This is a genomic window from Micromonospora sp. ZG13, from assembly GCF_059359355.1.
The window spans coordinates 503175-526735 of the sequence record NZ_JCADBQ010000003.1; the positions used below are offsets into that span (position 1 = coordinate 503175).

Genomic DNA, 23561 nt, shown 5'->3' on the forward strand with positions numbered 1-23561 from the left:
CGGGGACGCCTGTCGCAACGTTGCGAACCGATCAGGCCTCGGTCTTCGCCTCGGCGTTCTCCTCGCCCTCGGCGGCCGGAGCCTCGGCGCCCTCGGCGGTCTCCTCGCCGACACCGGCCTCGGCCTCCTCGGCGGCCTCCTCGACCTCGGGGAGGGTGGCCTCGAGCTGCTCGGCGGTCGGCGCGGCGGTCACCGAGGCGACCGTCTGGTCCGCGTCGGCGGCCAGCTCGACGCCGGCCGGCAGCTCCACGTCGCCGGCGGTGACCTGCGTGCCGGCCTCCAGGCCCTCGATCGAGGCCTCCAGGTGGTCCGGCACCTTGGTGGCGTCGGCGGTGACCGACAGGGTGTCGTGGTCGTGCACGATCAGGGTGTCCTTGGCGGCCTCGCCGGTCAGCTGGACCGGGACCTCGACGGTGACCTTCTCGCCCCGGCGGACCAGCAGCAGGTCCACGTGCTCGAAGGTGTCCTTGATCGGGTCACGCTGGATCGCCTTCGGCAGCGCCAGCACCTGGGTGCCGTCGCTGACCTCGATCGCGAAGAGCTGGTTGGCGCCACCCTTGCGGATCGCGGCGGCGAACTCGCGGGACGGCAGCGCGATGTGCTTGGGCTTCTCGCCGTGGCCGTACAGCACGGCGGGCACCTTGCCGGCCCGGCGGGTACGACGGGCACCACCCTTGCCGAACTCGGTGCGGGGCTCGGCGCTGATCTTTACCTCGGACACGGGGAAACTCCTGATGCTTTCGCTGCGGCGGCTTGTCGTCTGGCGGTGCTGGGGCGAGGGGCTCGCTGGGGCTCATGCGTCGAGAACGACTGCCCGGAGCACCGCGTCGATGACGGTGCCTCCGTGCGGCGCTTGTCAGCGGCCCGCCGGGCACCCTCGCCGTGGCAACCGCACCAGTCTACCCGAGCTGATTCCGCGCGCTCCGGCAGTCCCCTTATCACCGTTCCCGCAGGCCCGCAGGGTGATCGGGCCCCGGCCGACGACACCCCGTACGCCGGGGCGTCCGACGCCGGGCCGGAGGCGTTCGCGCCGCCCGGCCCGGCGTCGCACGGTCAGCTCAGGCCACCGAAGAGGGTGGTCACCGAGCCGTCGTCGAAGACCTCGCGGATCGCCCGCGCCAGCAGCGGCGCGATCGACAGTACGGTGATCTTGTCGAGCTGCTTCTCCGGCGGCAGCGGCAGCGTGTTGGTGACCACGACCTCGCTGATCGGGGCGTTCTTCAGCCGCTCGGTCGCCGGGTCGGAGAGCAGGGCGTGGGTCGAGGCCACGATCACGTCGGCCGCACCGGACTCCCGGAGGATGTCCGCCGCCCCGCAGATCGTGCCGCCCGTGTCGATCATGTCGTCGACGATCAGGCAGACCCGGCCCTCGACCTCGCCGACCACCCGGTTCGCCACCACCTGGTTCGGCTTCAGCGGGTCGCGCGTCTTGTGGATGAACGCCAGCGGGCAGCCGCCCAGCCGGTCCGTCCACCGCTCCGCCACCCGCACCCGGCCCGAGTCCGGCGCGACCACCGTCATCGGGCGGCCGTCGTACTTGTGCTGGACGTACTCGGCGAGGATGTCCATGGCGAAGAGGTGGTCGACGGGGCCGTCGAAGAAGCCCTGGATCTGCGCGGTGTGCAGGTCGACGGTGAGGATGCGGTTCGCCCCGGCCGTCTTCAGCAGGTCCGCCACCAGCCGGGCCGAGATCGGCTCCCGGCCGCGGTGCTTCTTGTCCTGCCGGGCGTACGGGTAGAACGGCAGGACCACGGTGATCCGCTTGGCCGAACCGCGCTTCAGCGCGTCGATCATGATGAGGGTCTCCATGACCCACGTGTTGACCCCGTGCGTGACGGACTGGACCACGAAGGCGTCCGAACCGCGTACCGAGTCCTTGAACCGTACGAAGATCTCACCGTTGGCGAACTCGTACGCGTCGGCCGGCGTCGGCGCGACGCCGAGCACCTCACCGATCTCCTTGGCCAACTCCGGAAAGCCACGTCCGGAAAAAAGCATCAGGCTCTTGCGGTTTTCGGCGACGATGCTGCCCATGGGCCCGTCTGCTCCCGTTGGTCGGTGGTACCCGGCGGTGGTGGTGGGCCGGGGACTATTCGGTTGCAGTATCCCCCGCGCCCGAGGCCGACCTGACCGGCTCGGCATCCCCGTGGATTGCCTCACCTTCACTTGCCCGGGATCCCGATGCCGACGCATCCTCATCGGCCTTCTGGGCCCGCGCCGCCGCCTCCGCCGAGGCCGTACCGGCGCGCTTGCGGGCCACCCAGCCGTCGATGCTGCGCTGCGGCGCGCGGGTCACCCCGAGCGCCCCCGGCGGCACGTCCTGCGTGATCGCGCTGCCCGCCGCCACGTACGCCCCGGCGCCCACCTCGACGGGGGCGATGAGGCTGGTGTCGCAGCCGACGAACGCGGCCTCGCCGACCGTGGTGCGGTGCTTGTTCACCCCGTCGTAGTTGACGAAGATCGTCGCCGCGCCGATGTTCGCCTTCGCGCCGATCGTCGCGTCGCCCACGTACGACAGGTGCGGCACCTTCGCCCCCGCGCCCACCTCGGAGTTCTTGACCTCGACGAACGTGCCGACCTTGGCCTTCTCGGCCAGCCGGGCGTCCGGCCGCAGGTACGCGTACGGCCCGACGCTGGCGCCCGGGCCGACCTCCGCGCCCACCGCGTGGCTGCGCAGCACCGTGGCGCCGGGGCCGACGACCGTGTCGATCAGCGTCACGTCCGGCCCGACGACCGCGCCCGTGCCGACCACCGTGCCGCCGCGCAGCTGGGTGTTCTGGTCGACCACGGCGTCCCGGTCCAGGGCGACCGTCACGTCGATCCAGGTGGTGTCCGGGTCGAGCAGGCTGACCCCGGTACGCATCCAGGCCTCGTTGACGCGGTCGCGCAGCAGCCGGCGCAGCGTGGCCAGCTCGACCCGGTCGTTGCAGCCCAGCGTCTCCACGTGGTCCGCCGCCACGTGCACGGCCACCGGCTCACCGGCCGAGCCCAGCAGGGCGAAGACGTCGGTCAGGTACTCCTCGCCCTGGTCGTTGTCGGTCGACAACTTGCCCAGCGCGTCGCGCAACCGGGCGACGTCGAACGCGTAGATGCCCGCGTTGATCTCCCGGATCGCCCGCTGCGCCTCGGTGGCGTCGCGCTCCTCGACGATCTGCTCGAGCCGCCCGCCGGCGTCGCGCACGATCCGGCCCAGGCCGGTCGGGTCGGGCACCTCGGCGGCGAGCACGGTCGCCGCCGCACCCGCGCCCTCGTGCGCCTCCACCAGCGCGGCCACCGTCTCCGGGCGCAGCAGCGGCACGTCGCCGTTGATGACGACCACGGTGCCGGTGGCGTCCGGCACGGCGTCCAGCGCGATCCGGACGGCGTGGCCGGTGCCGAGCTGCTCGGCCTGGAGCACCGGGGTGGACGCGGGGGCGATCTCCGTCAGGTGCGCGCGGACCTGGTCGGCGCCGTGCCCCACCACGACCACCGTGCGGTCCGCGGCCAGCGGCGCGGCGGCGGCGAGCACGTGGCCGACGAGGGTACGGCCGAGCAGCGGGTGCAGCACCTTGGGCAGCGCCGACTTCATCCGCTTGCCCTCACCGGCGGCGAGCACGACAACGGTGCGGAGGTGGGGCTGGGACACGACACGGGCTCCCGTCGGGACGGCGAACAATCTCGCGGCCATGCTAACCAGACATCGTCTGCGACGAGCGGAAGCTCCCGGGAGAGGACTCGAACCCCTACAATCAGGACCAAAACCTGACGTCCTGCCATTAGACGACCCGGGACGGTCTAAAACGGGCAAACTTAACAGCCTGCCGGACCCCTACACCTTAGCGCCCCTCGCCCGAGACGCCATCGCCCATTTCCTCCCCGCATCTGTCGGCAGGCGGTGGAGTGGTCGCGGGCAGCACCCCGGGCGGGCGTACGACACGATCAGATATTCATCCGCGCCGCTGTCCCGTGCGCGCGCCGGGCACCTAAGTTACGGTGACGTAGGCGTAACTACGTGATCATCGCGTCCCCTTGCGAGGTGCCATGGCCGCCACGTCCCTCGATCCTGCCGCCGGTCCGAAGCCGCTCACCCAGGGCACCCAGTCACGGGGCATCCTCGTCGCCCTCTGGGCGTTCGTGGTGATCCCCTTCCTGGCCCTCCTCGCCGCCGTGCCGGTCGCCTGGGGCGGCTGGCTGAGCTGGACCGACGTGGCCGTCGCCGCGTTCTGGTACGTCGTCTCGGGGCTGGGCATCACCGTCGGCTACCACCGGTACTTCACCCACGGGTCGTTCAAGGCGAAGCGCTGGCTGCGGGTCGCGCTGGGGGTGTCCGGTTCGCTGGCGGTGCAGGGCGAGATCATCCAGTGGGTGGCCGACCACCGGCGTCACCACGCCTTCTCCGACCTGGAGGGCGACCCGCACTCGCCGTGGCGGTACGGCGAGAGCGTGCGGGGCCTGACCAGGGGCCTGTTCCACGCGCACGTCGGCTGGCTCTTCGGCCGGGAGCTGTCCAACCGCCGACGCTTCGCCCCGGACCTGCTCGCCGACCGGGACATCAGCCGCGTGGACCGGCTGTTCCCGCTGCTGGTGGTGGTCTCGGTCCTCGGCCCAGCGCTGATGGGCGGCCTGCTCACCTGGTCGTGGCGGGGGGCGCTGTCCGCGCTCTTCTGGGCCGGCCTGGTGCGCATCGCGCTCCTGCACCACGTCACCTGGTCCATCAACTCCGTCTGCCACGTCTACGGGGAGCGGCCGTTCGCGGTGCGCCAGGGCGACCGGGCGTCGAACTTCTGGCCGCTGGCGATCGTGTCGTTCGGCGAGAGCTGGCACAACCTGCACCACGCCGACCCGACCAGCGCCCGGCACGGCGTACTGCGCGGGCAGGTGGACGTCTCGGCCCGGGTGATCTGGCTGTTCGAGAAGGCCGGCGCGGCCTGGGACGTGCGCTGGCCGAAGCCCGAGCGCGTCGCGGCGAAGCTCGTCGAACCGGCCGCCGGGCGGTAGCGCGGGCGGTGGGCGCGGGGGCCGCCTGGCAGGATGGCCGGGTGACCGAGCGCCGGCGGACTGACGAGAACATGGCCGATGTCCCTGGCCGCGACCGCGCGACCGGCCGGCGGCCGGTGGTTCCCGTCGGGGCCGGCAAACCATCCGCGCGCGTACGCATGTCGGCGGCCCAGCGCCGGGAGCAGCTGATCGCGATCGCCCGGCAGATCTTCGCCGAGCGCGGCTTCGACGCCACCTCCATCGAGGAGGTGGCGGCCCGCGCGAAGGTCTCCAAGCCGGTGGTCTACGAGCACTTCGGGGGCAAGGAGGGGCTCTACGCGGTGGTGGTGGACCGGGAGGTACGCGCCCTGCTGGACCGGATCACCACGGCCCTGACCGCCGGGCACCCGCGCGAGCTGCTGGAGCAGGCGGCACTGGCCCTGCTGACCTACATCGAGGAGGAGACCAGCGGCTTCCGGGTGCTGGTACGGGAGTCGCCGGTGCTGTCGGCGGCGGGCAACTTCAGCAGCGTGATGAACGACGTGGCCCACCAGGTGGAGCACATCCTCGGGGCCGAGTTCTCCAGCCGGGGCTACGACCCGAAGCTGGCCGAGCTCTACTCGCAGGCCCTGGTGGGGATGGTGGCGCTGACCGGCCGCTGGTGGCTGGAGGTGCGCAAGCCCCGCAAGGAGACCGTGGCGGCGCACCTGGTCAACCTGGCCTGGAGCGGGCTGTCGCACCTGGAGGCGAAGCCGAGCCTGATCACGGTCCGGGGGCGCTGAGCCCGGTGCCGGTCAGCGGCCGTGGGCCTCGGAGACCGGGTGGTGGCGGCGGCGCCGTTCCTCCTCGGCGTGCTCGTCGGTGCCGACCTTGTCGTACAGGCCGGTGCCGAGCAGGAGCAGGCCGAAGAGCATCGACACGATCACCGTCGACATCGAGAAGTTGAGGAAGTTGGCCTCGGTCTGGAGCACCGACATCATGAGGATGCTGGTGACCAGGAAGATGATCCCGGCGGTCAGGTTCATGTAGTGGCCGAGGTTGCCGCGCCGGGACGCCCCGACGATGAGCACGATCCCGAAGACCACGGAGGCCAGCGAGAAGGCCAGGTTGGTGCGGAGCCCGAGGGCCCAGTTGTCGCCCCGGTCGAAGAGCGGGTCGCCGATCGTCAGGGCGACGCCCCAGACCCCGAAGACCAGGATGTAGAGCCCCACCAGGCCGGCGAGGAGCCGGTAGACCGGTCGCGCCGGATGGTTCACGGGAAAGTGCGGCATGGCCCCTCCACCAATCAGGACATTCACCCCGATTGTCCCCCGGAGGGGGTCGTCCGTCCGCCAAACCGTTCAACGGCGGGCGGAAACACAAAGATCCCACCCCACCGGGCCGCAGGGCCGGGTCGGAGCGGGACCACGTCGGTTGTCGCCGGAGCCCGACCCGCGCAGGGATCAACCCTGACCGCCCGGAGCGGGTCGGGCTCCGGCGACAACCCAGCAGCAGAAGAGCTCAGAGCACGAGGCGGGCCTTCTGCCAGGCCTCCTGCTCCTCGTCCGTGCCGACCTTGCCGTACATGCCGACCATCAGCAGGACCAGGCTGAGCACCATCAGCGTGATGACGGTGAAGATGCTGAAGTTGAAGATGTTGGCCTCGGTCTGGATGAAGGCGAGGCCGGCGAGGCTGATCACCATCATGACGTACGCCAGCCACTGGTTGATCATCACGTCGAGGTTGCGGCCGATCGCGGTGCCGGCCAGCACCGCGGCCCCCAGCAGGACGCTGAGCAGCGAGAAGCCGAGATTCGTGCCCTGGCCGAGGACCTGCGTGTCATCCTGGGCGAGGACCTCGTTGCCGGCGCTCGCGATGATGCCGAGCACGCCGAAGGCCACCAGGTACAGACCGGTCAGCCCGCCGATCGCCCGGTAGACCGGCCGCGCGGGGTGGTTGACGGGGGTGTGGGCCATGTCTGAGTCTCCAACGCCGTTCGGGTGAGGGTCGACAGCGATTGTCCCGCACGCCGGGGTGTGACGCCGCACACGGGGGGCCTCCCGGTGCGGCGCCACGAGCAGGTGGTGGCTCAGCTCGCCGGGATCTCGTCGGCCAGGGCCAGCCAGGACTCCTCGGTCCGCTCCCGCTCGGCCCGCAGCTCCTTGAGCTGGGCGTCGAGTTCGGCGACCTTCGCGTAGTCGGTGGCGTGCGCGGCGAGCTGGTCGAGCAGCGCCGCCTCCTTCTGCTCCAGCTTGGCGACCTGCCGTTCCAGCCGGGCCAGCTCCTTGCGGGCCTGCCGCGCCTCGGCGGCGGACATGCCGGTCGCGGCGGGGGCGTCGGCGTCGGCTCCGGACGCCGTCTCGGGCAGCACCGGGTCGGGCCGGCCGGCGGCCCGGGCGAGGTACTCGTCGACGCCGCCGGGCAGGTGCACCAGCCGGCCGTCGCCGAACATCCCGTACGCGACGTCGGTGACCCGTTCGATGAGGTACCGGTCGTGGCTGGCCACGATGACGGTGCCGGGCCAGGAGTCGAGCAGGTCCTCCAGCGCGGCGAGGGTGTCGGTGTCCAGGTCGTTCGTGGGCTCGTCGAACAGGAGCACGTTCGGCTCCCCGGCGAGCAGCCGCAGCATCTGCAAGCGGCGGCGCTCGCCACCGGAGAGGTCGCTGACCGGCGTCCAGAGCCGCCGGTCGTCGAAGCCGAAGACCTCGGCGAGCTGGGCGGCGGAGACCTCCCGGTCGCCGAGCTGCACCCGCCGGGCCACCTCCTCCACCGCTTCGAGCACGCGCAGGTGACCGGGCAGCTCGGCCAGTTCCTGGGAGAGGAAGGCCGGCCGGACCGTCGAGCCGGTGGCGAAGCGCCCGCCGTCGGGACGGGTGATGCCGGCCAGCATCCGCAGCAGGGTGGTCTTGCCCGCCCCGTTGCGGCCGAGGACGGCGATCCGGTCGCCGGGGCCTACCTGCCAGGTGGTGTCGCGCAGGATCTCCTTCGGGCCGGCGTGCAGGGTGACGTGCTCCAGGTCGTACACCTGCTTGCCGAGCCGGGCGGTGGCGAGCCGTTGCAGCGACATGGTGTCGCGGGCCGGCGGGACGTCGGCGATGAGGGCGTTGGCGGCGTCGATACGGAAACGCGGCTTGGACGTGCGGGCGGGCGGGCCGCGCCGCAGCCAGGCGATCTCCTTGCGGAGCAGGTTCTGCCGGCGGGCCTCGGTGGCCGCGGCGACCCGGTCCCGCTCGGCGCGGGCCAGCGTCCACGCGGCGAAGCCGCCCTCGTACGCCCGGACGGTCTGGTCGGCGACCTCCCAGGTGGTGGTGCAGACGGCGTCCAGGAACCACCGGTCGTGGGTGACCACGACGAGCGCGCCCTTGCGGCCGACGAGGTACTTCGCCAGCCAGTCGACCCCGCCGACGTCGAGGTGGTTGGTGGGCTCGTCGAGGATGAGCAGGTCGGACTCGCGCACCAGCAGCGCGGCCAGCGCGACCCGCCGCCGCTCGCCGCCGGACATCGGGCCGACGGGCTGGTCGAGGCCGAGATGGGGCATGCCGAGGCCGTCGAGGATGGCCCGCACGCCGGCGTCGCCGGCCCACTCGTGCTCGGCGCCCATGCTCTCGCCGAGCCAGGCGGTGCCGAGCACCACGTCCCGGACGGTGGCCTCGGGGGCGAGCTGGAGGGTCTGCGGCAGCCAGGCGACCCGCAGGTCGCGGCGGTGGGTGACCCGGCCGTCGTCCGGCTCCTCGATCCGGGTGAGCAGCCGCAGCAGCGTGGACTTGCCGGCGCCGTTGAGGCCGACCACGCCGATCCGGTCGGCGTCGTCCAGGCCGAGCGAGACGTCGGTGAGCAGCGGCCCGGCGGCCCCGTAGCCCTTGGACACCCGGTCCAGGTTGACGATGTTGGCCACGACCTCACCTCCCATGATCAAGGCGTCCCGGTGCCGGTCGGCACCTGGGACGCCTGAGCTTCCAGCGTACGCGGACCGCCCCGCCGCCCGCCGGGCGCGGGCTCCCGCGAACCTGGGCCGGCGGCCCCCGGGGAGGCCGGGTCGGGTGCGGGGAGGAGCGGGCCGGTCAGGTGACGCGCGCGCCGGGGACCGGGCCGTGCGCGGTGCGCGCCTCGCGGCACACGTCGGCGGTGGTCAGCTCCGCGGCGATGCGCTCCGCGTCGGCGGCGTCCGTCGCGAGGAAGACGCAGGTCGGCCCCGAACCGGAGACGATGCCGGCCAGCGTGCCGGCCGCCTCGCCGGCCTTCAGCGTCTCCGCCAGCGACGGGCGCATCGCCAGGGCGGCGTCCTGGAGGTCGTTGCCGAGGGTCGCGGCGAGCACCCGGGGGTCGCGCTGGCGCAGCGCGGCGAAGAGCGCGTCGGTGCTGCCCAGCGGCTCGCCGGCGGTGCCGGCGTCGCGCAGCCGGTCCAGTTCCCGGTAGGCGGCCGGCGTGGAGAGGCCGCCGTCGGCGACGGCCACCACCCAGTGCCAGGTGGTGGGGCGGGCCAGCACGGGACTGACCGTCTCGCCCCGGCCGGTGCCCAGCGCGGTGCCGCCGTGGATCAGGAACGGCACGTCGGAGCCGAGGCCGGCGGCGATGCGGGCCAGCTCGTCGCGCGACAGCCCGGTCCCCCAGAGCGCGTCGCAGGCGACCAGTGCGGCGGCCGCGTCGGCGCTGCCGCCGGCCAGCCCGCCGGCCAGCGGGATCTGCTTGCGCAGGTGCAGCCGGGCGTGCGGCGGCACCTTGGCGTAGCCGGCGAGGGCGTGGGCCGCCCGGATGACCAGGTTGGTGTCGTCCAGGGCCAGCTCGCCGGCGCCCTCGCCCTCCATGGTGAGGGTGAGCGTGTCGCCCCGACGGGCGGTCAGCTCGTCGTAGATCGAGATGGCGTGGTAGACGGTGTTCAGCTCGTGGTAGCCGTCGCGGCGCAGCGGCCCCACCCCGAGATGCAGGTTGACCTTGGCGGGAACCCGGACGCGCACCGGTCCGCTGGCGCCACGCCGCCGCTGCTCGTCCTCGTCGTCCGGTCCCCAGGCCTCGGTCACGGGCGTCAGCCTACTGCGCGGCGGGTGGGGCGACCGGAGCCGACGCGGCGATGGCGGCGAACTGCTCGACGGTGAGCGCCTCGCCCCGCGCGCCGGGGTCGACGCCGGCGGCGGTGAGCGCCTCGGCCGCCCGGTCGGCGCCGCCGGCCCAGCCGGCCAGCGCGGCGCGCAGGGTCTTGCGGCGCTGCGCGAAGGCCGCGTCCACCACGGCGAAGACCCGTTCCCGGGGTACGTCGGCGCGGGGCGGCTCGCGGCGGGTGAAGGCGACCAGCCCCGAGTCCACGTTCGGCACCGGCCAGAAGACGTTCGGCGGGACCTTCCCGGCGGCGCGGGACGAGGCGTACCAGGCGAGCTTGACCGACGGCACCCCGTACACCTTGGAGCCCGGGCCGGCGACGAGCCGGTCGGCGACCTCCTTCTGCACCATCACCAGCCCGTGGCGCAGGCTGGGCAGCTCGGCCAGCAGGTGCAGCACCACCGGCACGGCCACGTTGTAGGGCAGGTTCGCCACCAGCGCGGTCGGCGCGGGATCGGCCAGCTCGGCGGCGCGGACGCGCAGCGCGTCGGCGTGGTGCACGCTCAGCCGCGCGGCGTCGGCGCCGGCGTGCCGGGCGGCGGTCTCCGGCAGCGCGGCGGCCAGCGTCGGGTCCAGCTCCACGGCGTGCACGTGCGCGGCGGCGGGAAGCAGGGCGAGGGTGAGGGAGCCGAGGCCGGGGCCGACCTCCAGCGCCACGTCGTCCGGGGTCAGCCCGGCGGCGGTGACGATGCGCCGGACGGTGTTCGGGTCGTGCACGAAGTTCTGGCCGAGCCTCTTGGTGGGGGTGACGCCCAGCCGGGCGGCCAGTTCCCGGATCTCCGCCGGGCCGAGGAGACCGGTCACGCCCCGTAGCCTATGCGGGCCGCTCCCGGGGCGCGCGGGCCAGGGGTCCTCCCCGTCACCACGGGCCGAAGACGCGCTCGCCGGTGGCGGAGATGGCGGCGCAGAGTTCGTCCAGGTCCGTGCCGGTCGTCTCGGCCAGCGACCGAACGGTCAGCGGGATCAGGTACGAGGCGTTCGGTCGGCCCCGGTGCGGCATCGGGGTCAGGTAGGGCGCGTCGGTCTCCACCAGGAGCTGCTCGACCGGGGTCGCCGCGGCGGCCTCCCGCAGGGCGGCGGCGCTGCCGAAGGTGACCGTGCCGGCGAAGCTGAGCAGGTAGCCCCGGCGGACGCACTCGCGGGCGAAGTCGGCGTCGCCGGAGAAGCAGTGCAGCACGACGGTATCCGGTGCGCCCTCGTCGTCGAGGATCCGCAGCACGTCGGCGTGCGCGTCGCGGTCGTGCACGACCAGCGCCTTGCCGTACCGCTTGGCGATGGCGACGTGCGCCCGGAAGCTCTCCTCCTGCACGGCGCGGCCCTCCTCGCCGGTGCGGAAGAAGTCCATTCCCGTCTCGCCGATGCCGCGTACCCGGTCCCGGGCGGCGAGCGCCTCGATCTCGCGCAGCGCCTCGTCCAGGTCGGACAGGCGGGGGGCCTCGTTGGGGTGCAGCGCCACGGTGGCCAGCACGGCCGGGTGGGTGTCGGCGACGTCGGCGCCCCAGCAGGAGGAGGCGACGTCCACGCCGACCTGCACCAGCCGGTCGACGCCCACCGACGCGGCGACGGCGACGGCCGCGGCGACCGGGTCCCCGGCGGGCCCGTCGCCCGGCTCACCGTCCGCGCGCGGGCGTGGCGGTACGCCGGCCTCGCTGACGGTGATGTCGAGGTGGGTGTGGCTGTCCAGCACGGGGCGGGGCAGCGGCTCGGGTACGGGCGGGAACTCCCCGGCCCGGCGGGCGGCGCGCTGCTTGCGGGTTTCGGTGGGCTCGCTCATCGCGGCCAGCATCACACACCGCGGGCGGCCGGTGTTCCGGGGACGCCACCGGCCGTTCACCGCAACGGCACATCTCGCGCCTAGCGTCGTCGGCGTGACCGTCACCCCTCAGAGCAGCGGAAACGGCCCGCGCGTGACGTACGGGGGCGTGGTGTACCCGGCGGAGGAGATCGCCAGGGGCGCGGCGTACGAGCTGTTCAGTGCCGAGGAGGCACCCGGATTCGAGTGGGCGCCCCGGCCCGGCGCCGCGCTGCCGTGGCGCAGGTTCGCGCACGCGACCGAGGTCGGCGTCGTGCCTCCGGCGGCGGTGCCGGCCGAGGACGCGGAGCCCCCGCTGCTGGTGCCGCTGCACCGCGATCGGGGCTGGTCGTACGTGCAGCAGCTCAGCCAGCAGCCGGCTGCCGCCGGTGACCCGACGCTGGCGGCGGTGCGCGCCTCGGCGGTGCTGCGGCGGGGCACCCGGATGGTCAAGGTGCTCTCCGCCCGGCAGCTCGCCGGGTACGTGCGCGGGTGGCTGCCGCACGGCTTCTGCTACCGGGAGCACGACGTGGCGCACCTGCGTACGCCGGCGGCCACGGCCGTGCTGCGCACCGACGGCACGGAGGGCCACGACGGCGCGGACGTCACGTACGCGCTGCGCTGGCGGGCGGCCGACCCGACCGACTACGACGTGCCGGTCGGCGAGGCGCACCGGGGGTTGACCGCGCTCGCGCCCCGGGACCGGCTGGGCGGGGCGGTGCTCGGCACCGGTTTCGTGCCCAGCAGCGCCCAGCTCGTCCCGGAGTTCGTCACCCGGGACTTCGCGGACCTGCCGATGCCGGCGAACGCCACCCTGCTCGCCTACCCGCCCGACGGCGCGGAGGTGGTGCTCTACAGCTACCAGGCCGAGCAGCGCGGCTGGCTGCGGATGGTGGGCCCGCAGTGGCGGCACCTGCTGGCGGCGGTGCCGGGGCTCTCCCCCGACCAGGAGTACGTGCCGACCGGCGAGGCACCCCGCTCCACCCGCCTGGTCGGCGGCTACGCCGGCGGCGAGTACGAGGCGGTGGCCGACCTGCCGGGCGGGTTCCGGGTGCTGGCGATGACGCGGGCCGCCCGCTACCCGGTGGAGTCGGCGGCGCGCCGGCTGCGGCTGGCCGACTGGCGGGGCGTGCCCTGCCTGGTGCTGCGGGAGGAGTCCGGGTGGCTGCGCCTGCGCCTGCGCCGGCCCGGCCCGGACGCCGTGGCGGAGACCGGGGCGCAGTGCCAGGAGCGGGGCGTCTACGAGACGTGGGCGCCCGCGGCCGAGGCCACCGACGACCGGGTGGTGGACCTGCCGTACGCGCCGTGACCCGGGCCCGGCAGGCGCGTGCGGCGGCATAACCCCGGGCAGGGCGGGAACCCGCCGGCGTCCCGACCGTCACGTGACGAGGAGACGCGCATGCCTTTCATCACCGTGGGGACGGAGAACTCCGCCCCCGTAGACCTGTACTACGAGGACCACGGCTCCGGGCAGCCGATCGTGCTCATCCACGGCTTCCCGTTCAACGGGGCGACCTGGGAGAAGCAGACCGGGCCGCTGTTGGCCGCCGGATACCGGACGATCACGTACGACCGGCGGGGTTTCGGCAACTCCGCCCAGCCGGCGTCCGGGTACGACTACGACACCTTCGCCGCCGACCTCGACGTGCTGATGACGGAGCTGGACCTGCGCGACGCGATCCTGGTCGGGCACTCGATGGGCACCGGCGAGGTGACCCGCTACCTGGGCGTGTACGGCTCGCAGCGGGTGGACCGGGCGGTGCTGCTGGCCCCGCTCGCGCCGTTCCTGCTGAAGACCTCGGACAACCCGGAGGGGGTGGAGAAGAGCCTGTTCCAGGGCTTCCAGCAGGCCATCATCGACGACAGGTTCGCCTACCTCACCACCTTCTGCGAGGCGTTCTTCAACTACCGGGAGAACAAGGGCAGGCTGGTCAGCGAGGAGGCGTTCCGGGCGCACTGGGAGATCGGCACCCGGGCCTCGGCGAAGGGCACGCACGACAGCGTGGACGCCTGGCAGACCGACTTCCGGGGCGACGTGTCCCGCATCGACGTGCCGGTGCTGATCGTGCAGGGTGACGCCGACGCGGTGCTGCCGTACCCGAAGACCGGTCAGCGGCTCCAGCCGATGCTGCCCGGCAGCCAGCTCGTCACGCTGAAGGGCGCGCCGCACGGCATCCCGTGGACGAACGCGGCGGAGGTGAACCGCAGCATCATGGACTTCATCGGCGCGCCGGCGATGGCCCGGGCCTGACGCGTCAGGGCCGCCGGCTCCTCGGCGGCGACGGGCGCGGCGGTCGGCACCCGACGGCGACGGGCGCGGCCCCCGAGGGGGTCGCGCCCGTCGGCACGGCAGGCGGCCGTCAGTCGGCCAGGCGGGCCAGTTCCTCGTCGACGATCGACGGGTCGAGCTTGCGGAAGACCGGCTTCGGCGCGGCCAGCGGCCGGCCGGCCTGAAGCGGTACGGACTCCCAGCGCGCGCCGACGGTGTAGTCGCCGGTCAGCACCGGGTACGCGGGCCCGCCGTCGAGGTCCTCGACCTCCTCGATCACCGGCATCGGGGCGTGCACGCCGGTGCCGCCGAGCAGCTCGTGCACCTTCTGCGCGGAGTGCGGCAGGAACGGGGTGAGCAGCGTGTTGGCGTCGCTGACCACCTGGAGGGCGACGTGCAGGATGGTGCCCATCCGCGGCTTGTCGTCCTCGCCCTTGAGCTTCCACGGCGCCTGCTCGGAGAGGTACCGGTTGGCCTCGGCGACCACCCGCATCGCCTCGCCGATGGCCTGCTTCTGCCGGTGCCGGGCGATCAGGTCGCCGACGGTGGCGAAGCCGGCCCGGGCTACGGCGAGCAGCGCCTCGTCGGCCTCGGTGAGGCCGGCCGGGTCGACGGGCGGGATCGCGCCGAAGTTCTTGGCCGCCATGGAGACGGACCGGTTGACCAGGTTGCCCCAGCCGGCGACCAGCTCGTCGTTGTTGCGGCGGAGGAACTCGGCCCAGGTGAAGTCGGTGTCGTTGCTCTCCGGGCCGGCGGCGGCGATGAAGTAGCGCAGCGCGTCGGCGTCGTAGCGCTCCAGGAAGTCACGGACGTAGATGACGACCCGGCGCGACGAGGAGAACTTCTTCCCCTCCATGGTCAGGTATTCGCTGGAGACCACCTCGGTGGGCAGGTTGAGCCGGCCCAGCCGGCCCGGCTCGCCGTCGCGGCTGCCCTCGCCGGAGTAGCCGGAGAGCAGCGCCGGCCAGATCACCGAGTGGAAGACGATGTTGTCCTTGCCCATGAAGTAGTAGGCGCGGGCGTCCTTCCCCTCACCGTCGGTGGACCACCACCGGCGCCACGCCTCGGGGTCGCCGGAGCGGCGGGCCCACTCGATGGAGGCGGACAGGTAGCCGATCACCGCGTCGAACCAGACGTAGATGCGCTTGTCGGGGCGCTCGCGCCAGCCGTCGAGCGGGATCGGCACGCCCCACTCCAGGTCGCGGGTGATGGCCCGGGGCTGGAGGTCGTCGAGCAGGTTCTTCGAGAAGCGCAGCACGTTGGGCCGCCAGCCCTCGCGGGTGTCGAGCCACTGCCGCAGCACGTCGGCCAGGGCGGGCAGGTCGAGGAAGAAGTGCTCGGTCTCGACGAACTTCGGGGTCTCGCCGTTGATCCGCGACTTCGGGTCAATGAGGTCGATCGGGTCGAGCTGGTTGCCGCAGTTGTCGCACTGGTCGCCGCGCGCGCTGTCGTAGCCGCAGATCGGGCAGGTGCCCTCGATGTAGCGGTCGGGCAGCGTCCGGCCGGTGGACGGGGAGATCGCCCCCATGGTGGTCTTCGGGACGATGTAGCCGTTGCGGTACATGCCCTCGAACAGCTCCTGCACCACCGCGTAGTGGTTGCGGGTGGTGGTGCGGGTGAACAGGTCGTAGGAGAGCCCGAGGCCGTGCAGGTCCTCGACGATCACCCGGTTGTAGCGGTCGGCCAGCTCGCGCGGGGTGACCCCGTCGGCGTCCGCCTGCACCTGGATGGGGGTGCCGTGCTCGTCGGTGCCCGAGACCATGAGCACGTCGTGCCCGGCCATCCGCATGTACCGGCTGAAGACGTCGGAGGGAACGCCGAAACCGGAGACGTGGCCGATGTGGCGCGGGCCGTTGGCGTACGGCCAGGCGACCGCCGCGAGAACGTGACTCATGACCAGCAAGCCTAGTGACCCGCTCTCGGTGACCGCGAACCAATAGGGCCCGCGGGTCGGCGGCCCGGTCGGAAGGGCTCCGCCGATTGCCCGATTTGTCGCCGACACGCGGCCTGAGCTGCCGGCCCCCGCCCCGGTGACGGGGTGCAATGAACGCCGTGACTGGCAGACGAGCGGCCCCCGATCACGACGACCGCCCCTCCGGCCCCGCGGACGGCGGCGGGGCGGGGGCGTCGCGCGGCACCCTCGCGCCGCACCCCCGGGTGGTCCCGGCCGCCGCGCCGCCGGAGCCGCCCACCGATGCCGCCGTCGCGGGGTCCGCGCCGCCGCCCCCCGCGCCCGCCGTGGAGGTGGAGCCCACGACCGGGGCGCCGGTGGACGCCCTGCCACGCCGGGTCCCGGTCCGCCAGCCAAACCGCTGGCCCCGGCGGGGACGTCCGGCCGCCGACGGCCCGCCGGACCCCGACGACGGTGGGCGTACGCCGGACGGCGCGGGCGGTCGGTCCGCGCCCGACCGGAACGACGCCGGGCGTACGCCGGGCGGCGGGGACGGGCCGGACGACGACGGCGCGTACTGGCCGCCGATCGAGCTGGTGCACTGGGACGGCACGCCGGTCCGGGAGGACCCGCCGCACGAGCGGCAACGGTCGACGCGGGACGAGGCCGCGCGGCGGCGGGCACCACGCCGCCCCCGCCCGCCCGATCCGCTGCCGGGGCTGGCCGCGCTGCTCGCGTTGAGCCTGGTCGCGGCGTTCTTCGCGTGGGTCAGCGCCGGCCCGTTCTGGCTGGCGGTGGGGCACGCCACGCGGGGCACGGTGGTGATCGCCGACTGCACCGGGGGCGGGTTGACGCAGCGCTGCCGGGGCAACTTCGCCCCGGCCGACGAGACGTGGACCGCACACGGCGTGCGGGTGAGCGGGGTGGCCGCCGAGCGCACCGCGACCGGCACGACGCTGCCGGCCCGGATGACCGGCCCGCACAGCGGCACCGCGTACGCGGACACCGGCCCGGCCGCGCACCTGCGCTGGCTGCTCGGCCTGCTGGTGGTGCTGGGCTGCGCCGCCGGGATCGCCCGCTGGACGGGGTCGACCCGGATCGCCGACCCGCGCGCCCGCCGCTGGGCGGTCACCGTCGCGCTGGCCGGCCCGCTGGTGATCACCGTCGGCTTCCTCGTCGCCGCCTGGTGAGGCCCCGGTCGGACGCCGCCGGCTGAGCGCCGGGTGCCCGGTCGGGGTGCCGGGTGCCGGCAACCCGCGTGGGTGCTCAGGCGTGCACGACGGTGTAGACGTCGCGGCGGCGCAGCGCGTACTGGGTGGCGACCTCGGTGATCGCGTCGCGGCGGGACAGGCCGGCGGCCTCGCGGGCGGCGACGGCGGCCCGCAGCGTGTCGTCGTCGGGCCGCTCGGGGGCCGACTCGGGCGCGCCGGCCACGACGAGGGTGATCTCGCCGCGCGGCTCCCCCTCGGTCGCCCAGTCCGCCAACTCGCCGAGGGGGCGGCGGACGATCTCCTCGTACGTCTTGGTGAGCTCGCGGCAGAGCGCGGCCGGCCGGTCGGCGCCGAACGCGGCGGCCAGGTCGGCCAGCGCGGCGGCGATCCGGTGCGGCGCCTCGAAGAAGACCAGCGTCCGCTCCTCGGCGGCGAGGGCCCGCAGGCGCGACCGGCGGGCGCCGCCGGTGCGCGGCAGGAAGCCCTCGAAGCAGAACCGGTCGCAGGGCAGGCCGGAGAGGGCCAGGGCGGTGGTGACCGCGCTCGGGCCCGGCGCGGCGGTGACCGGCACGCCGGCGTCCAGGGCGGCGGTGACCAGCCGGTAGCCCGGGTCGGAGACGCTCGGCATGCCGCCGTCGGTCACCAGGGCCACGACGTAGCCGGCGGCGAGCACGTCGACCAGCTCGGGGGTGCGCCGCTCCTCGTTGCCCTCGAAGTAGGAGACGATCCGGCCGCCGACGGTGACGTCGAGGTCCCGGGCCAGCCGGGTGAGCCGGCGGGTGTCCTCGGCGGCCACCACGTCCGCGGCGGCGAGCACCTCGCGGAACCGGGCAGAGGCGTCGGCGGGGTTGCCGAGCGGCGCGCCGAGCAGGACCAGGCGCCCGGTTGCGGACATTTCACCCACGAGATGGGACTCCTTCATCGACGATGTTGCCGGTATCGGAGACGACGGGCGCCACCGGGCACCTTCGCAGCCTACGATCGCCGGGTGACGAGTGCGTCGACAGCACAGAGCGCGGACCAGGCGGGGCCGGATCCCACGGACGGGGGCCCGCCCCAGGGACCGCCGAGCGCGTCCGGCGGGGTTCCCGGCGCGGTCCGGCGACGGCTGGCCACGGTCGAGGCCGGGCTGGACGGGCGCTCCTGGCTCGCCACGGGCGTGGTCGTCGCGATCGCGGCGATCCTGCGCTTCGTCGGGCTGAGCCACCCGCCGGGCAAGATCTTCGACGAGACCTACTACGCCCGGGACGCCTGGGGGCTGGTCGACAAGGGCGTCGAGTGGAACTTCAAGGACGGCGGCCCGTCGTACGTGGTCCATCCGCCACTGGGCAAGTGGCTGATCGGGCTCGGCGAGTGGGCCTTCGGCTACTCGGACGCCGAGCACGGCATCTCGGTGCCGGGGCAGCTGATGACGACCGCGCCGGAGTTCGGCTGGCGGGTCTCGGCGGCGGTCGTCGGCACCCTGTCGGTGCTGCTGCTGGTGCGCATCGGCCGGCGCATGTTCCGCTCCACCGTGCTCGGCTGCGCCGCCGGCCTGCTGCTCGCCCTGGACGGCTTCCACCTGGTGCTCTCGCGCACCGCGCTGCTCGACATCTTCCTGCTCTTCTTCGTGCTGGCCACCTTCGGCGCCCTGGTGCTCGACCGCGACGCGCGGCGCCGCCGGTGGGCGCGGGCGTTGGAGGCCGGCCTGGACCCGGGCCGGCCGGGGCGGGCCGGGCGGCCCGCGGGCGGCTGGCGGAACTGGCCGTGGTGGCGGCTCGCCGCCGGCGTCCTGTTCGGCTGCGCCTGCGCGGTCAAGTGGAGCGCGCTCTACTTCCTGCCCGTCTTCGCGCTGCTGGTGATCCTGTGGGAGGTGGGCGTCCGCCGCTCCGCGGGCGTACGCCGGCCGTGGCGGGACACGCTCCTCGACGAGGTGCCGTGGCTGGTGCTGGCCGGGGTGCTGCTCGTGCTCACCTACGTCGCCACCTGGTCCGGCTGGCTGCTCGGCGACGAGGGCTACTACCGGCTGGCCGAGCGGTACCCGAACGCCCCGCTGAGCGACACCCCGGTGTTCGGCGCGCTCAACAACCTGATCGAGTACCACAAGGCCGCGTACGGCTTCCACGCCGGCCTCGACGACCCGCACAAGTACCAGTCGTGGCCGTGGCAGTGGCTGCTGCTGGGTCGGCCGGTCGCCTTCTACTGGTCCGGCGACGGGTCCTGCGGGGCGGCGAGCTGCGCCGCGGAGGTCCTGCTGCTCGGCACTCCCCTGCTCTGGTGGTCGTTCCTGCCGGCCCTGGTGGCGCTGGCCTGGCTGGGCCTGGCCCGGCGGGACTGGCGGGCGGGGGCGATCCTGCTCGTCGTGGCGGCCGGCCTGCTGCCCTGGTTCTGGTTCGCGCTCGACGGCCGGACGATGTTCTCCTTCTACACCGCACCGGCGCTGCCGTTCCTGGTGCTGGCGGTGACCTACGTGCTCGGCGCGATCGTCACGCCGGCCGGCCCACCGGGCGCCGCCACCGCGCAGATCGGCGCCCCGGCCACGGACGCGCAGCCGGGCTCCCCCGCCCCGGGTGGCGAGTCCGACGAGGCGCGGGAACGCAGGCTCGTCGGCGGGGTGATCGTCGGGGCGTACGTCCTGCTGGTCGCGCTCTGCTTCGCGTACTTCTATCCGATCTTCGTCGGGAAGCTGCTGCCGTACGCGGAGTGGTCCGCGCGGATGTGGCTGGACGGCCGCTGGATCTGACGGACGGCACGGCACCCGTCGCCCGGCGCGGCGGGTGCACGGAGAACGGGCCCGCACGCGGTGGCGTGCGGGCCCGTTCGACGTAGAAGCGCGCCCCGATCGCCTGCCACGGGGGAAGCGGGCGATTGGGGCGCGCATCAAGAGCTTAACCACCCCGTACCACTGGCACAACGGGTCGACTTCGGTCAGATTTCCGACCGACGTGACACCGAACAGATGGTTTACATCCGGCATCTTACGGTCCGTCATCCTGCGCAAACGGTACGGATCGACGCCGTCGGCGGGTCCGGCATCTGCCACATTTTGCCGTTGACGGGATTCCCAGCAGTCACGACTTCCCGTAACGTATCGACAGATTTGGTTCTCCGGCCATCTCGGGTCCGGTCCGCCGGCACCCCGGCCGGTTGCACTGTGGGCCAACCCCCGATCGATCGGACGGAGTTCGCGATGACCCGTACCCTCCGCTGGGCAGGCGGCCTGCTGGCCACCGTCACCGCCGCCACCCTCGGACTGTCCGCCCCCGCCCACGCGGCCACCGTCTCGGTGCCGTTGCGCACCCTCGTCGCCGACCTGCCGGTGGCCGCCGAGAGCCGCACCGGGTACTCCCGGAGCCTCTTCCCACACTGGACCGACGCGGACTCCGACGGCTGCAACACCCGGTACGAGGTACTGATCGCCGAGGCCACCACCCGCCCCACCGTCGGCTCCGGCTGCCAACTGACCGGTGGGCGCTGGCGCTCCTACTACGACGGCGCCTACTGGACCAACCCGTCCGACCTCGACATCGACCACATGGTCCCGCTGGCCGAGGCGTGGGACTCCGGCGCCCGGAACTGGACCACGTCGCGGCGGCAGGCGTTCGCCAACGACCTCGGCGACGTCCGTTCACTGGTCGCGGTGACCGACAACGTCAACCAGGCCAAGGGCGACCAGGACCCGGCGACCTGGCTGCCGACCAACGAGAAGTGCCGCTACGTCGGCGAGTGGGTCGCGGTGAAGACCCGGTGGCGGCTGAGCGTGGACAGCGCCGAGAAGAGCGCGCTGACCAGCCGAGCGGCTTCCTGCACGAACATCACGATCACGGTGACGCACGCGTACTGACCGTCAAGCGTCCGGGGCGGCCGGTCGGCCGCCCCGACACTGGTCAGGAGACCCGGGGGACGCGGGGCAACCAGCCGATGAAGCGGTCCTGAAGGGACGCCCCGGGCGCCGCCGGCAGGTCCTGGGCGGCGGCCGCGAGGCAGGACCCCAGGTAGACGCTGAGCATGGCCCGGTCCGTCCGGTACTCCTCCAGCAGCCGGGACCGCTTGACCGCGCACGGCCAGTCGGCGCCGCAGGTGCCGCAGGTCCAGCCGGGTGCCAGTGGAGCGTGCTCGTCCGATCCGGACGCCGAGGACTCCACACCACCGGTCATCGCACTCCCTCTCCGGTTCGCCAGACGGTCCGTTCCGGACGGCCGCCGTCGACAGTGGAAGGTGATCGTCCCCCGGCGACGCCCTGTCAGCGCCGCAGGACGCTCCGGCGTTACGCGGTGCGGTACGTTCACCAGTCATGGCCCTCGCGACGCCGACCGTGGACCGGGCGCCGGCCCGCCGGCGCGGTCCACACCTGCCGCACCGGCCGCCGCCCGCCGGGCCCGCCGTCGGGCGGGCGTACCCCTGGGGAGGCGGCGATGCGTGACCTGCTGCCGCCGGCCGTGGCGGTGGCCGTGGCCGGGCCGTCGGACTGGACGGGCGAGTTGCTGCCGGCCGAGCGGGCCTGCCTCAGCGACCGCGCGGTGCAGAGCCGCCGCCGCGACTTCACCGCCGGACGGGTCTGCGCCCGACGGGCGATGGCCGCCCTCGGCGTGCCCCCGGTCGCGGTGCCGTCGGCCGCCGACCGGTCACCGGTCTGGCCGGGCGGCGTGGTCGGCGCCATCACCCACACCGCCGGCTACTGCGCGGCAGTCGCGGCCCGTGAAGACGAGATCCGGTCGGTCGGCATCGACGCCGAGGGGCACCGCGAGCTCAACGCGGGCGTACGCCGGCTGGTCTGCCTGCCCGAGGAGGAGGACCGGTGCGCCCGCCTGCCTGCGGGGACCTCCTGGCCGGCGGTGGTGTTCAGCGTCAAGGAGACGGTCTACAAGGTGTGGCACCCGCTCGTCGGCACGTGGCTGGACTTCCACGACGCCCTGGTGGAGCTCGACCCGGAGGCCGGCACGTTCACGGCCCGCATCGCGCCGGCGCGGCGGGACACCGCCCCCGTGCCCGATCCGCCCGCGCTGGTCACGGGCCGCTTCAGCGTCGACGAGGCCCTGGTACGCACCGCCGCCGTGCTGCTGCCCCGCTGAGCCGCACACGGCACGGGTCGGGGCGGGCGTAACCGAACAGGGGACGGCGCGGCGCCGGCGGAGACGCGAAGATGGTCCGTTGTCCGCGCACGGTAGCGTCAGCCGCGTTTGCCGTCGTCGTCAGGTGTGCCTAGGAGTACGGTGAGTCACCCCCCGCCCCCTTACGGGCCTCAGGATCCGAACCAACCGAACCCGGAGCAGCAGCCGCAGCCGTACCCGCCGGCCCCGATGCCGCAGTTCCCCGCCGAACAGGGCGGCCAGCCGCCCCAGCCGCCGACCTCCGGGGCCCCGCAGACCACGGGCGATCCGTGGGCCCCGCTCCCGCCCGTGCCGCCGCAGCAGCCGGCCGGGGACCCGTGGGCCGCGCCGCAGCCACCCTTCTCCGGGGCGCCCCAACCCCCGGTGTCGGGCGCGCCCGGCGAGCCGTGGGCGCCGCCGCCAATCTCCGGCGCACCGCACCAGCCGGTCTCCGGCATGCCGCAGCCGCCGGTCTCCGGCGCACCGGGCGAGCCGTGGGCCGCCCCGCACCAGCCGACCTCCGGTACGCCGTACCCGCCGGTGTCCGGCACGCCCGGCTACCCGGCCGGTGGGGCCGGCTACCCGCCGCCCGGTGGGCCCGGCTACCCGCCGCCCGGTGGGCCCGGCTACCCGCCGCCCGGCGCACCCGGTTACCCGCTCGGGGCGCCGCACCCGGTGGCGCCGCCGAAGAAGAACAACACCGTCCTGATCGTCGTGGCCGTGGTGGCCGTGCTGGCCCTGCTCTGCTGCGTCGGCGGCATCGTCGCGCTCGTCGCCGGCGCCAACAAGGCCGCGAACGACCTGGAGAAGGCCGTCCCGGGAATCACGCTTCAGCCGGACGGCCCCGCCCCGACGGCGAGGACCGGCGAGAACTTCAACCTGAGGCCCGGCGCCACCCTGGTGGTCGCCGACGACGAGGGCACCATCGAGATCACGGTCACCCGGTTCACCACGGAGACCAAGGGCTGCCGGTCGTACGCGCCGGCCCCGGACAAGGGCATGTACCTGATCGCCCACGTCGACGCGACGGTGACCAAGGGCAGGAGTTCCATCAACCCGTTCTACTTCGAGTGGGTGGCCGCCAACGGCACCAAGGCCAACGGCCTGGCGAGCGCGCTCTCCGGCTGCGGCGACCTGCTGGGCTCCGGCAACAACCTGCCCGAGGGCAGCAAGCGGGCGGGCACGGTGGTGTTCAACGTGGCCGACAAGAACGGCACGCTCGAGTACCGGCACAGGTTCAAGACCGCCGGCTCCTGGCGGCCGTGACCCGCGCCTCGTGACGGGAGGCCGGTCCCTCGG

The 23561-nt window shown here is 73.9% G+C and carries 21 protein-coding genes and 1 tRNA gene; 9 read left to right on the top strand and 13 right to left on the bottom strand.

The window, feature by feature from the left end; all coding sequences use genetic code 11:
* Positions 1–31: 31 nt before the first annotated feature.
* The 4 genes from AC5L34_RS09815 to AC5L34_RS09830 form a co-directional block, all read right to left on the bottom strand.
* Positions 32–721 carry a 50S ribosomal protein L25/general stress protein Ctc gene (locus AC5L34_RS09815; protein WP_441174465.1) on the bottom strand — a complete coding sequence of 230 codons (690 nt, stop codon included), beginning with the start codon at positions 719–721 and terminating at the stop codon, positions 32–34.
* A gap of 332 nt (positions 722–1053) precedes the next feature.
* Entirely contained in the window at positions 1054–2034 is a 981-nt protein-coding gene (locus tag AC5L34_RS09820) for a ribose-phosphate diphosphokinase (RefSeq protein WP_101414085.1), read from the bottom strand.
* A 55-nt stretch (positions 2035–2089) separates the two neighbouring features.
* Positions 2090–3625, bottom strand: a complete 1536-nt coding sequence (gene glmU / locus AC5L34_RS09825; RefSeq protein WP_494824544.1) for a bifunctional UDP-N-acetylglucosamine diphosphorylase/glucosamine-1-phosphate N-acetyltransferase GlmU — start codon at positions 3623–3625, stop codon at positions 2090–2092.
* 74 nt (positions 3626–3699) lie between these two features.
* A tRNA-Gln gene (locus tag AC5L34_RS09830) sits at positions 3700–3770 on the bottom strand.
* 250 nt (positions 3771–4020) lie between these two features.
* Between AC5L34_RS09830 and AC5L34_RS09835 the strand changes: the two genes are divergently transcribed.
* The gene (locus AC5L34_RS09835; RefSeq protein WP_441174467.1) at positions 4021–4977 is read left to right on the top strand and encodes an acyl-CoA desaturase; all 957 of its coding nucleotides are present in this window, start codon (positions 4021–4023) and stop codon (positions 4975–4977) included.
* A 71-nt stretch (positions 4978–5048) separates the two neighbouring features.
* Positions 5049–5738, top strand: coding sequence for a TetR family transcriptional regulator (locus AC5L34_RS09840; protein ID WP_441174672.1), 690 nt, complete (start codon positions 5049–5051; stop codon positions 5736–5738).
* Positions 5739–5750: 12 nt separating this feature from the next.
* On the opposite strand, the gene AC5L34_RS09845 is transcribed toward AC5L34_RS09840, so the two are convergent.
* The 6 genes from AC5L34_RS09845 to AC5L34_RS09870 form a co-directional block, all read right to left on the bottom strand.
* A complete protein-coding gene (locus AC5L34_RS09845) occupies positions 5751–6227 on the bottom strand; it encodes a DUF4383 domain-containing protein (protein ID WP_441174468.1) in 477 nt (158 codons plus the stop codon).
* Positions 6228–6456: 229 nt separating this feature from the next.
* The gene (locus AC5L34_RS09850) at positions 6457–6912 is read right to left on the bottom strand and encodes a DUF4383 domain-containing protein (protein ID WP_441174469.1); all 456 of its coding nucleotides are present in this window, start codon (positions 6910–6912) and stop codon (positions 6457–6459) included.
* 113 nt (positions 6913–7025) lie between these two features.
* Positions 7026–8831 carry an ABC-F family ATP-binding cassette domain-containing protein gene (locus tag AC5L34_RS09855; RefSeq protein ID WP_441174470.1) on the bottom strand — a complete coding sequence of 602 codons (1806 nt, stop codon included), beginning with the start codon at positions 8829–8831 and terminating at the stop codon, positions 7026–7028.
* 166 nt (positions 8832–8997) lie between these two features.
* A complete protein-coding gene (locus AC5L34_RS09860) occupies positions 8998–9954 on the bottom strand; it encodes a 4-(cytidine 5'-diphospho)-2-C-methyl-D-erythritol kinase (RefSeq protein ID WP_494824547.1) in 957 nt (318 codons plus the stop codon).
* Positions 9955–9964: 10 nt separating this feature from the next.
* Positions 9965–10834: a 16S rRNA (adenine(1518)-N(6)/adenine(1519)-N(6))-dimethyltransferase RsmA gene (gene rsmA, locus AC5L34_RS09865; protein WP_441174472.1), complete on the bottom strand. Its 870-nt coding sequence runs from the start codon at positions 10832–10834 to the stop codon at positions 9965–9967.
* Positions 10835–10889: 55 nt separating this feature from the next.
* A complete protein-coding gene (locus tag AC5L34_RS09870; RefSeq protein ID WP_494824549.1) occupies positions 10890–11816 on the bottom strand; it encodes a TatD family hydrolase in 927 nt (308 codons plus the stop codon).
* Positions 11817–11898: 82 nt separating this feature from the next.
* On the opposite strand from AC5L34_RS09870, the gene AC5L34_RS09875 reads away from it, so the two are divergent.
* Both AC5L34_RS09875 and AC5L34_RS09880 read left to right on the top strand, forming a co-directional pair.
* Entirely contained in the window at positions 11899–13131 is a 1233-nt protein-coding gene (locus tag AC5L34_RS09875; protein ID WP_441174474.1) for a hypothetical protein, read from the top strand.
* A 90-nt stretch (positions 13132–13221) separates the two neighbouring features.
* Positions 13222–14073 (top strand): alpha/beta fold hydrolase, encoded by an 852-nt coding sequence (locus AC5L34_RS09880; protein WP_494824551.1) that lies wholly within the window; start codon positions 13222–13224, stop codon positions 14071–14073.
* 109 nt (positions 14074–14182) lie between these two features.
* Here AC5L34_RS09880 and metG read toward each other — a convergent pair whose 3' ends face one another.
* Positions 14183–15985, bottom strand: coding sequence for a methionine--tRNA ligase (gene metG / locus AC5L34_RS09885; protein WP_494824553.1), 1803 nt, complete (start codon positions 15983–15985; stop codon positions 14183–14185).
* Between the two features lie 149 nt (positions 15986–16134).
* Between metG and AC5L34_RS09890 the strand changes: the two genes are divergently transcribed.
* The gene (locus AC5L34_RS09890) at positions 16135–17172 is read left to right on the top strand and encodes a hypothetical protein (RefSeq protein WP_494824555.1); all 1038 of its coding nucleotides are present in this window, start codon (positions 16135–16137) and stop codon (positions 17170–17172) included.
* Positions 17173–17248: 76 nt separating this feature from the next.
* Here the strand turns inward: AC5L34_RS09890 and rsmI are convergent, their stop codons facing one another.
* Positions 17249–18115, bottom strand: coding sequence for a 16S rRNA (cytidine(1402)-2'-O)-methyltransferase (rsmI, locus tag AC5L34_RS09895; protein ID WP_441174478.1), 867 nt, complete (start codon positions 18113–18115; stop codon positions 17249–17251).
* A gap of 66 nt (positions 18116–18181) precedes the next feature.
* On the opposite strand from rsmI, the gene AC5L34_RS09900 reads away from it, so the two are divergent.
* Both AC5L34_RS09900 and AC5L34_RS09905 read left to right on the top strand, forming a co-directional pair.
* Positions 18182–19915 carry a dolichyl-phosphate-mannose--protein mannosyltransferase gene (locus AC5L34_RS09900; protein ID WP_494824557.1) on the top strand — a complete coding sequence of 578 codons (1734 nt, stop codon included), beginning with the start codon at positions 18182–18184 and terminating at the stop codon, positions 19913–19915.
* 447 nt (positions 19916–20362) lie between these two features.
* Positions 20363–21016, top strand: a complete 654-nt coding sequence (locus AC5L34_RS09905; RefSeq protein WP_494824558.1) for an HNH endonuclease family protein — start codon at positions 20363–20365, stop codon at positions 21014–21016.
* Between the two features lie 43 nt (positions 21017–21059).
* On the opposite strand, the gene AC5L34_RS09910 is transcribed toward AC5L34_RS09905, so the two are convergent.
* On the bottom strand, positions 21060–21329 hold the full coding sequence (locus AC5L34_RS09910; protein ID WP_441174481.1) for a hypothetical protein: 270 nt from the start codon (positions 21327–21329) through the stop codon (positions 21060–21062).
* A 258-nt stretch (positions 21330–21587) separates the two neighbouring features.
* On the opposite strand from AC5L34_RS09910, the gene AC5L34_RS09915 reads away from it, so the two are divergent.
* Positions 21588–22244 (top strand): 4'-phosphopantetheinyl transferase family protein, encoded by a 657-nt coding sequence (locus AC5L34_RS09915; protein WP_494824559.1) that lies wholly within the window; start codon positions 21588–21590, stop codon positions 22242–22244.
* A 228-nt stretch (positions 22245–22472) separates the two neighbouring features.
* A complete protein-coding gene (locus tag AC5L34_RS09920) occupies positions 22473–23528 on the top strand; it encodes a hypothetical protein (RefSeq protein ID WP_494824560.1) in 1056 nt (351 codons plus the stop codon).
* Positions 23529–23561: the final 33 nt, after the last annotated feature.

Excerpts from the sequence above, each read along its gene's own strand:
- AC5L34_RS09820 (WP_101414085.1), bottom strand. The coding sequence starts at position 2,034 with ATGGGCAGCATCGTCGCCGAAAACCGCAAGAGCCTGATGCTTTTTTCC.
- AC5L34_RS09835 (WP_441174467.1), top strand. The coding sequence starts at position 4,021 with ATGGCCGCCACGTCCCTCGATCCTGCCGCCGGTCCGAAGCCGCTCACC.
- AC5L34_RS09840 (WP_441174672.1), top strand. The coding sequence starts at position 5,049 with ATGGCCGATGTCCCTGGCCGCGACCGCGCGACCGGCCGGCGGCCGGTG.
- AC5L34_RS09845 (WP_441174468.1), bottom strand. The coding sequence starts at position 6,227 with ATGCCGCACTTTCCCGTGAACCATCCGGCGCGACCGGTCTACCGGCTC.
- AC5L34_RS09850 (WP_441174469.1), bottom strand. The coding sequence starts at position 6,912 with ATGGCCCACACCCCCGTCAACCACCCCGCGCGGCCGGTCTACCGGGCG.
- AC5L34_RS09870 (WP_494824549.1), bottom strand. The coding sequence starts at position 11,816 with ATGCTGGCCGCGATGAGCGAGCCCACCGAAACCCGCAAGCAGCGCGCC.
- AC5L34_RS09880 (WP_494824551.1), top strand. The coding sequence starts at position 13,222 with ATGCCTTTCATCACCGTGGGGACGGAGAACTCCGCCCCCGTAGACCTG.
- metG (WP_494824553.1), bottom strand. The coding sequence starts at position 15,985 with ATGAGTCACGTTCTCGCGGCGGTCGCCTGGCCGTACGCCAACGGCCCG.
- AC5L34_RS09890 (WP_494824555.1), top strand. The coding sequence starts at position 16,135 with ATGAACGCCGTGACTGGCAGACGAGCGGCCCCCGATCACGACGACCGC.
- rsmI (WP_441174478.1), bottom strand. The coding sequence starts at position 18,115 with ATGAAGGAGTCCCATCTCGTGGGTGAAATGTCCGCAACCGGGCGCCTG.
- AC5L34_RS09905 (WP_494824558.1), top strand. The coding sequence starts at position 20,363 with ATGACCCGTACCCTCCGCTGGGCAGGCGGCCTGCTGGCCACCGTCACC.
- AC5L34_RS09910 (WP_441174481.1), bottom strand. The coding sequence starts at position 21,329 with ATGACCGGTGGTGTGGAGTCCTCGGCGTCCGGATCGGACGAGCACGCT.
- AC5L34_RS09915 (WP_494824559.1), top strand. The coding sequence starts at position 21,588 with ATGCGTGACCTGCTGCCGCCGGCCGTGGCGGTGGCCGTGGCCGGGCCG.
- AC5L34_RS09920 (WP_494824560.1), top strand. The coding sequence starts at position 22,473 with ATGCCGCAGTTCCCCGCCGAACAGGGCGGCCAGCCGCCCCAGCCGCCG.